Below are 9,003 nucleotides of genomic sequence, written 5' to 3'. Positions count from 1 at the left end.
ATTTATGTTCCTATTATTCATTTTTTAAAAATAGTTTCGCAATTACTTATTAATATGTGTGCATAATTATAAAATCGTCTATAATATAATATGCATCATAAAGTTTTTGCTTACATCTTTAGTCAAACTTTTCTCAAAAAGGTTATACAGGCTAATGTAGATAGTGAAATAATTGAAATAGCAAATATAGCATATCATTTATAAATCCATTTACAATAGTTCCATTTATTGTAGGGATATTATCTATATTAATTTGTATTTTATATACAAATATGCTTTTGAGAGGTATGTTCTCTGCTCTGTATGTTATTATGTAATATGAATAGGGATATAGTGTCAGTGTTAAGATTTTAATACTGATATTATATAGTTTAAAGTATAATTAAAACCCTCTACTTAAACACCAGACTTTTTTGAAAGGTTATAATCATAGTAGAATAGGAGGTTTATTGATGAATACATATCAAACAGCAGAAATAGCGAAAATTATTGGCATACATCCTAATACTGTAAGATTATATGAACAATGGAAGTTAATACCAGAGGTCAAAAGACAAGAAAATGGATATCGTGTTTTTACTGATTTTCATATTGAACAGTTTCGATTAGCTCGTGCTGCACTAAAAGTGGAGATCTTGCAAAATGGACTTAGAAAAAAGGCTATGAATATAATCAAGACTTCTGCAACTGGTAATTTTGATAAAGCTATAGATTTAACAGATGACTATTTAAATCAATTAGAACAAGAGAAAAGTAACGCTGAGGAAGCAATTAGTATAGTTAAAAATCTATTATCAGGTAAATATAATTCTAATGAATTGCTTTTGAAAAGAAAAGAAGTATCGGACTATTTAAATATTTCAATGGATACATTAAGAAACTGGGAGCTTAACGGTTTATTAACAGTAAAACGTAGAGTCAATGGGTATCGAGTATATGCAGACGAAGATTTACAACGATTAAAAATCATTCGTGTATTGCGATGTGCTAATTATTCTTTATCTTCAATATTAAGAATGTTAAATGCTTTGTCGCACAATCCAGATATAGATATAAGTAATGTTATTGGTATGCCAGAAGAAAGTGAAGATATTATAACAGCTTGTGATAAATTACTATTATCTCTATATGATGCTAAACAAAATGCTTTCTTTATGAGAGTAACTCTTATAAATATGAAAAAGATATTTCTAACTAACCCTCCATTTTAACACCAGAGTTTTTTCTGGTGTTATTGTTTTATTAGAAAATAAAGGAGGTATGTAAATTGGAAACAACAATCAGAGTTGAAAAACTCAAAAAATCCTACGGAAATATCACTGTCGTAAATAACATAAATATTTCTGTAAAAAGTGGAGAAGTCTTTGGACTTCTTGGTGCAAACGGTGCTGGAAAAAGTACTACTATCGAATGTATTCTAGGTACTCGCAAGCCTGATAATGGTGTAATATCAATTCTTGGCATGAATCCCCAAACTGATAGAAAGAAATTATTTGAATATGTAGGAGTTCAATTTCAAGAAGCAAATTATCAAGATAAGATACGGGTATCGGAGTTGTGTGAAGAAACTCAGTGTCTTTACAAAGAAACTATTGACTATAATGAACTTTTAAAGCGATTTGGATTAACGGAAAAAGTAAATACTCTTATTTCAGAATTATCAGGAGGACAAAAGCAAAAGTTGTTTATCATCTTAGCTCTTATTCCTAATCCAAAAGTTGTATTTTTAGATGAATTGACAACTGGACTTGATGCGAAGGCAAGGCGTGATGTCTGGAAATGTTTATCTGATTTAAAACAGAATGGATTGACAATCTTTTTAACTTCTCATTTTATGGATGAAGTTGAAGCTCTGTGTGATAGAATTATGATTTTGAAAAAAGGTAAGTCTGTGTTCACTGGAACTGTTCAAGAAGCTATTAAAAATAGTCCATATGAAAACTTTGAGGATGTATATCTTTGGTATGCAGAGGAGGAAAATACTAATGAAAACATTTAGAACCATGCTGAAAACAGAATTAAAACTATCTTTAAGAGGTATGGATATGTTTATTTTTGCTATATGTATGCCTGTTGTGGTTTTGATACTACTTGGTATCATATATGGTAATAAGCCTGCTTTTAAAGGTGCTGATTATAGTTTTCTAGCACAATCATTTGGAGCAGTATCAACGATTGCAATTTGTGCAGGAGGTCTTATGGGGATGCCACTTGTAATATCTGACTATCGAAATAGAAAAATACTAAAGAGATTTCAAGTGACACCTATAAGTCCTATATTGATTCTTTTTGTTCAAGTAACCATTTATTCACTATATTCACTGATTTCTCTTGCCTTAGTTACAGTAATCGCTGCACTATTTTTTGACTTTACAATTATTGGATCTATGCCTATGTTTATCATAACATTCCTATTAGTCATGGTTTCCATGTTCAGTATTGGCATGATGGTTGGTGGTATTGCACCAAATATTAAAATCGCAAGTATAATTGCAAGTATTTTATATTTTCCGATGTTAATTTTCTCAGGTGCGACTTTACCTTATGAAGTAATGCCTAAAATGTTACAAAATATTTCTGAGTTTTTACCACTTACACAAGGTATTAAACTATTAAAAGCTACTTCGTTAGGACTTCCTATTGACAACATAATTTTTCCGCTTATATTAATGGTAGCTATTACACTTATATGCAGTATAATCTCAATTAAATGTTTTAAATGGGAATAAAAGAGTAGAGGTCTGATTCTATGAAGAAGCACATAAGCAGATAAGATAGCCTGTTTGTGTGCTTTTTGATTTTCTTATATCTACAGATTACAATATTAAAATAATTATTCGATTCAAACATGGTTTCCTATATAACAACTTGATTGTATTTTTATAATTATAATATTATAATGACACTATGAATGGAACATAAAATGATATATGCTATATAGAGAAGGCTATGTTTTTGGATATATAGGATACATTATATAGAAATAATTGACAACATGATAGAATATGATAAAACTATTTTGCAATATATTTGTCATTAAATAGATAAAGGAGAAGTGAGCATGGATAAAAAAATAAAGTTCGTAGCATCTTATAGTGGAGGGAAGTATATTTCCACTTTGGAATGAAAGCAGAAAAGAATTGGTTTATGAATTTATAGAAAGTGGGTTTAAAGCCGTTATAACTATTGTGGATTCATCTAGACTTAGTGAAAAGTTTCTAGGAAGAACCTTAACAAAAGAACTTATGGAAGAAATAGTAGTTGAAGGTGCAGATATTTGTGGAGAAAACGGTGAATATCATACTTTTGTATATGATGGACCACTTTTTAAAGAATCTGTAAATTTTAAATTTGATGAATTAACAAGAAACGGTGATTATTCAATACTACCTATATCATTAGAATAAAAATAGGACTTTAGCATTAAAATATCTCATACTTACTCCCAAAGAACCGCTATTTTAAAATAAAAATAACTATTGTCTGTTCAAAGAATTGATCAGACAATAGTTATTAGGGGGTAAAATCAGTTATATAAATTTATGAGTATTTCCTATACACTTTATTTAAAATGAACAAGATATCATAAAATATTATTATATTCTTAGGCTCTCACTAATAAGACTTACTAAAGCTTCAGTTCCCTCAGGATTTAAATGTACACCATCTTGGTCAAAGTATTCAGGATGTTCAGAAGCTATAGCATACCAGTCAATTAGGGTTACATTTTCTCGTTCTTCAGCTTTTTCTTTTAAAACTTTATTGACTTTGCTTTCCCAAGATCGTGGTACACGGGTATTTACTAAAAAAACATGTGATTTTGAGAAAGAGTCGAGAAGTTCATCAATTTGCTTGCTTGTAAAGTATCCATTTGTTCCAAGCTCAATAATAACCGCTTTATCAGAATTGTTAAATTCAGCATATTTAGTAGCTAAATCTATTGCTTCTGACATTTGCCTTCCAATTTTTCCGTCAATTGTAATACTACTATATGTTTTATTAAGTTTTGGAGTAATATCTAACATAATAGAATCTCCAATAGCCAATATCTCTTTATAATCTTCTTCTTCTGTTGACGAAGTTTCTTCATCATTTTCTGTAGATATATTTATATCTTTTTCATTAGGATTTTCATCAGCATCCTTGTCCTCAGGAATTTCAGCTGTATTTGTTTCTATTTCTGGTGAATATGCTTCTGCTTTTTTTAAGTTTGATTTTATTTTTACCATATTATTAATACCAATAGAAAGAGATATAATTACTAGAACTGATATTATAGCCACAGTTTTTTTCGTAAATCCAGAGGAGTTTCTTTTAAAAGAATCAACAGTTAAGTAATTGTAATATTTTCTAAATCCACCCTTTCGTATTGGCATTTCTATAAAATGATATGAAAGTTCTGCAATAATACATGTAATGATTAGTTGAATAAAAACACGTAAATATGATGGATTCCCTATTTCATAGATAGGAGTACTTAGAACCATAATAGGATAATGCCAAAGATATATTCCATAGGATCTTGTACCAATCCAACGCAGAGGTTTCCATGAAAGTATGGGACCTAAGATTCCTTTTGGATGACAAACACATGCTATAAGTAAAGCCGTGTTTAAACTAAATAGAAATAACCCACCACGATATAAAGAAGAGTTATATTCATCTATGAATATAGTGCTAAAAATAAAAATAGAAAAAGTAATAATACTCAATAGTTTTAGCTCATTTCTCTGTTTTTTAGAAACCTCTTTAGTAAAAGGTTTCTTATTTACTGAAATAGATGCTAGAAAACTTCCTATTAATAATTCAAAAGCACGGGTATCTGTACCATAGTATATACGGCTCGGATCAGCAGCTGGATCATAAAGTATACCCATTAAAGTTGCTGAAAGCAAGGCTCCAATAAAAATTATACTTGAAATCTTCTTAGTTTTTTTAGTATTTCTTAATACTACTACAAGTATAAGAGGCCATAAAATATAGAATTGCTCTTGTACTGCCAAAAACCAAATATGTTTCAAGGGAGATGGTGAACCAAAGCTATCAAAATAAGAAAGCTTATGAAAGATAAACCACCAATTAGTTGTATATGAAATAGAAGATAGTACATCACCTAATAAATTTGTTAAAAGTCTATGGTCAAAAAAGATTACACCTAAAGAAGTAATCATAATCATTAAATAAGCAGAGGGTAGTAGTCTGCAGAGACGACCTTTCCAAAAAGTTTTTAATTCAAAATTTTCTCGTGATAATAAAATCTTAGAGGTTACTAAATAACCGGATAAGACAAAGAAAATGTCAACTCCTAAAAAACCTCCTTTAGCCCAACTAAAACTGAAGTGGTAAAAAATCACAGATAAAATTGCAAAGGCACGAAGCCCATCTAATCCTGATATGTAACGACGATTGTGCATAGTATTCAATATGTAAGTCTCCTCCTACTTATTTGATTCAAATTAGTATTAATATAATATCTAATCTAATTATACTATTTTATGAGTTAAAAAAAGTTTCAAACAGGTTATATAAAGATTACAATTTAGTTACAAATATATTATTGATTCATATTTTTTAATATTTATTTGAGTAATATTTCAAGGCTTAATTGGCTATAAGTCATGTTTTGTTTCCTATTAAAGCTACTTAGTATGTTACATATTTAGGGATACTTACCATAATAAAGAAGAGTATTTTATCTAGAGGAAAAAGCCATCAAACATTTCAATAATTTTTAATTATATAGAATTAATTAAAGAATTATAAAAGTTAGATACCAATTATTTATGATATCATTATGGTATTCTTAAGGAATTGAGAAGCTTATTATTTATCATAAAGTAAGGAAGGATGAGTATATATTGATAGGAACAAGAATACCAGGTTATTATGGATACAAAATTAAGGGATTAACAACTGCTGATGAAATTGAAATACAAGATTTATGTGAAAGATGTTCAGACTTTTTTGAATTGACAGAAGGTGGCAAGATATTAAGAATTGGAGTAATAGAAGATAATTTGCAAGGACATAAGTTTTGGATCAAAATGGGATATATTGAGGTGGATAGAGTGAAAACAACCTATAGAAATAAAGAAAATACTATAATTATTATGAATTCATTTCTTAAATAAATCCATATTAAGGAGATTAGAACTTTATTGTTTATAATCCACTTTGAATCCCAGTCTAAAATTCAAGTATAAATATTGTAATGTGCGTGCTATAGATAAAGAGATACTGAATATTTGTACGGATAGAGAAAAGCTAATTACAATGGATAGGAATGACTTAGTTTTATATTATGATAAAATTATTTCTTGGAGTAGTGATTTTTTACAATTTTATTAATAAGGAGGGGCCTTTATCAAAGTCAATAAATAAGGGCTTCAAAGTATTGGACCAAATTTACTGATGATATGCCCTAAAATCCCTATATTTTTATATATGAAATACAAGCTCAGATATAATAAATACTATGATAATAGATTATTTGCAAATAACTTATCATATGTTATAATTTTGAATAAAAATAAAGCTTTAGGGAGGTGCGATTTGGCACAGCAATATACTAAAAAAATGATTCGTGAGCAATTTATAAAGATGCTGAATGAGCGTCCGCTTAACAAGATAACAGTTAAGGATATTGCTACAGCATGTGAGATTAATAGAAATACTTTTTATTATTACTATACAGATGTATATGCACTTTTGTCAGAGATATTTCAAACAGAACTCCAGAGAGTTATCGATGAATACAATGATACACTATCCTGGGAGGAGAGCTTTATTGTGGCTGCTACGTTTGCTTTAGAAAATAAAACAGCCATTTATCATGTATATAATTCTATGCAGAGAGAAGAATTAGTAAACTATATATACAATGTATCAGGAAATGTTATGAACCGATATGTTGAAAAAGTAAGTGAGGGTATCTCGGCTTCTTTAGAAGATAGAAAATTGATTGCTTCTTTTTATCAGTGTGCCCTCACTGAGATGGTACTCCGATGGATTTCTTCAGGAATGAAGGAAGACCCTGATACTATAATTAGGCGAATTGGTCAGCTCTTTGATGGAAATATCGAATTATCTCTTAAACGAAGTGCCGGTTTAAATGATGTTTAATAAAAATCAATGATAGAATCTTTGTTGCTATTGGGCATTTTATATTAACTGCCTAAAAACTAGATAAATAAACTGGGGTGTTCAAAACTTGAACACCCCAGTTTATTTATCTAATGAAAAAGATATAAAAAAACTATATTATAGATTTATACAAAAGATTCATATAAATTTTATAGATAATAATATTCAAAAAAGTTAAAGGAGGATTTATTATTTATTACACCATGTGGGCATACTAAAAAAGTGAATATAGAGGACTTAAAATATAATAGTATAAAAGCTATTAAAAGATTAAGAAAGAGGGAGATAAAATGAAATTAAAGACATATGATGATAGACTTACACTTACAAATGGGACTTATCATGCTTTAGTAAATGCAAGAAAGCCTAAGGGAATTGAAGATAAAAAGGCATATTTAATTGGTACAGGAATAGGCGCATTGGCTGCAGGTTGTTTTTTGATCCGTGATGCCCATATGGATGGCAGCAAGATTACTTTCTTAGAGCAATTAGACCTTCCAGGTGGTTCTTTAGATGCTGAGGTTCGTCAAAATTTGGGTTATGTAGCACGTGGTGGACGGGAAATGGGTCATCATTTTGAGGTTTTATGGAGTTTATTCAGTTCATTACCTTCTACTGAGGATCCTAATATGACTGTATTAGATCATTTTTATTATACAAATTATGATGATCCAAACTTTAGTAATTGTCGTATTACTAAAAACCAAGGTGAACGCTATGATAATGGGAAATTTAACTTAGGTCAGGATTTAGCAAAAGAATTAGCTGCTTTTGTAAGTATACCAGATGAAGAGCTTCAAGATAAATCTATTGAAGATATTTTTTCTGAAGAACTTTTAAATACTGATTTTTGGACATATTGGAGAACAATGTTTGCTTTTGAGAATTGGCATAGTGCTTTAGAAATGAAATTATATATGAATCGTTTTATTCATCATGTTGGGGGGCTACCAGATCTTTCAGCTCTACAATTTTCACGACATGATCAATATACTTCATTTGTAAAACCTATGGTTAAATATCTAGAAGACCATGGAGCTAAATTTGAATATGGTGTTACTGTAGATAATGTTGAATTTTCAATTTCAGATGATAAAAAGGTTGCAAAGAGAATAGTTGCAACAGATAAAGATGGAAAAGATATTTCTATTGATTTAACAGAAAACGATTTAGTATTTATTACTAATGGTTCTATGACTGAAGGATCTGGATATGGTGATGATAATACACCTGCTCCATTTAACAAGGAGCCAAAAGGATGTTGGAAGTTGTGGAGGAATATAGCAGCCCAGTCAGATGAATTTGGAAATCCAGATAAATTCTGCACAGATCCAGAAAAATCTAGTTGGGAATCTTGTACAGTAACTTGTCATGATGAACGTGTTCCTGAATATATTGAAAAGATTACAAAACGTTCACCATATGGTGGAAAAACTGTAACAGGTGGTATAGTTACAGCTATTGATTCTTCATGGTTGATGAGTTGGACAATAAATCGTCAGGAACAGTATTATGGGCAGCCTGAAAAAGATGTTGCTGTTTGGGTATATGGTTTATTTTCTGATGTTCCTGGAGATTATATTCAAAAACCTATGAGAGATTGTACTGGTAAGGAAATAACAAAAGAATGGTTATATCATATAGGAGTTCCTACAGATGAAATAGAAGAATTGGCAGAATCATGTACTGCAGTCCCTGTTATGATGCCATTTATTACATCTCAGTTTATGCCTCGTGAATTTGGAGATCGTCCTTATGTTGTACCAAAGAATGGAGTAAACTTTGCTTTTCTTGGACAGTTTGCGGAAACATTAGATGACCCAGGACGTGATACTGTATTTACTATTGAGTATTCAGGAC

General features: G+C 29.9%; 8 protein-coding genes. 7 read left to right on the top strand and 1 reads right to left on the bottom strand.

Annotated features, from left to right (window positions below):
* Positions 1–452 precede the first annotated feature (452 nt).
* The 4 genes from ABWP20_RS17750 to ABWP20_RS17735 all read left to right on the top strand — a co-directional run bounded on the left by ABWP20_RS17750 (position 453) and on the right by ABWP20_RS17735 (position 3,407).
* Positions 453–1,211 (top strand): MerR family transcriptional regulator, encoded by a 759-nt coding sequence (locus tag ABWP20_RS17750; RefSeq protein WP_353097662.1) that lies wholly within the window; start codon positions 453–455, stop codon positions 1,209–1,211.
* Positions 1,212–1,267: 56 nt separating this feature from the next.
* Positions 1,268–1,999, top strand: coding sequence for an ABC transporter ATP-binding protein (locus ABWP20_RS17745; RefSeq protein ID WP_353097661.1), 732 nt, complete (start codon positions 1,268–1,270; stop codon positions 1,997–1,999).
* The gene (locus ABWP20_RS17740; protein WP_353097660.1) at positions 1,986–2,729 is read left to right on the top strand and encodes an ABC transporter permease; all 744 of its coding nucleotides are present in this window, start codon (positions 1,986–1,988) and stop codon (positions 2,727–2,729) included. The genes ABWP20_RS17745 and ABWP20_RS17740 overlap by 14 nt, the downstream gene beginning before the upstream one ends.
* Before the next feature lie 366 nt (positions 2,730–3,095).
* A complete protein-coding gene (locus ABWP20_RS17735; protein ID WP_353097658.1) occupies positions 3,096–3,407 on the top strand; it encodes a Dph6-related ATP pyrophosphatase in 312 nt (103 codons plus the stop codon).
* Between the two features lie 189 nt (positions 3,408–3,596).
* On the opposite strand, the gene ABWP20_RS17730 is transcribed toward ABWP20_RS17735, so the two are convergent.
* Positions 3,597–5,414, bottom strand: a complete 1,818-nt coding sequence (locus tag ABWP20_RS17730) for an acyltransferase family protein (RefSeq protein WP_353097664.1) — start codon at positions 5,412–5,414, stop codon at positions 3,597–3,599.
* A gap of 444 nt (positions 5,415–5,858) precedes the next feature.
* Between ABWP20_RS17730 and ABWP20_RS17725 the strand changes: the two genes are divergently transcribed.
* From ABWP20_RS17725 to ABWP20_RS17715, 3 genes are all read left to right on the top strand, one after another.
* Positions 5,859–6,131: a hypothetical protein gene (locus tag ABWP20_RS17725; RefSeq protein ID WP_353097657.1), complete on the top strand. Its 273-nt coding sequence runs from the start codon at positions 5,859–5,861 to the stop codon at positions 6,129–6,131.
* A 421-nt stretch (positions 6,132–6,552) separates the two neighbouring features.
* A complete protein-coding gene (locus ABWP20_RS17720) occupies positions 6,553–7,122 on the top strand; it encodes a TetR/AcrR family transcriptional regulator (protein WP_353097655.1) in 570 nt (189 codons plus the stop codon).
* 311 nt (positions 7,123–7,433) lie between these two features.
* On the top strand, positions 7,434–9,003 hold a 1,570-nt coding region (locus ABWP20_RS17715; protein ID WP_353097653.1), incomplete at its 3' end, for an oleate hydratase.

Origin of the sequence: Tissierella praeacuta, from assembly GCF_040396155.1 — a bacterium.
Taxonomy (GTDB): domain Bacteria; phylum Bacillota; class Clostridia; order Tissierellales; family Tissierellaceae; genus Tissierella; species Tissierella praeacuta_A.
This window is presented reverse-complemented; position numbering and strand designations above follow the sequence as displayed.

What these genes read in the sequence shown, in the direction of transcription:
- ABWP20_RS17730 (WP_353097664.1), bottom strand. Translation starts at nt 5,414, where the DNA reads ATGCACAATCGTCGTTACATATCAGGATTAGATGGGCTTCGTGCCTTT.
- ABWP20_RS17750 (WP_353097662.1), top strand. Translation starts at nt 453, where the DNA reads ATGAATACATATCAAACAGCAGAAATAGCGAAAATTATTGGCATACAT.
- ABWP20_RS17740 (WP_353097660.1), top strand. Translation starts at nt 1,986, where the DNA reads ATGAAAACATTTAGAACCATGCTGAAAACAGAATTAAAACTATCTTTA.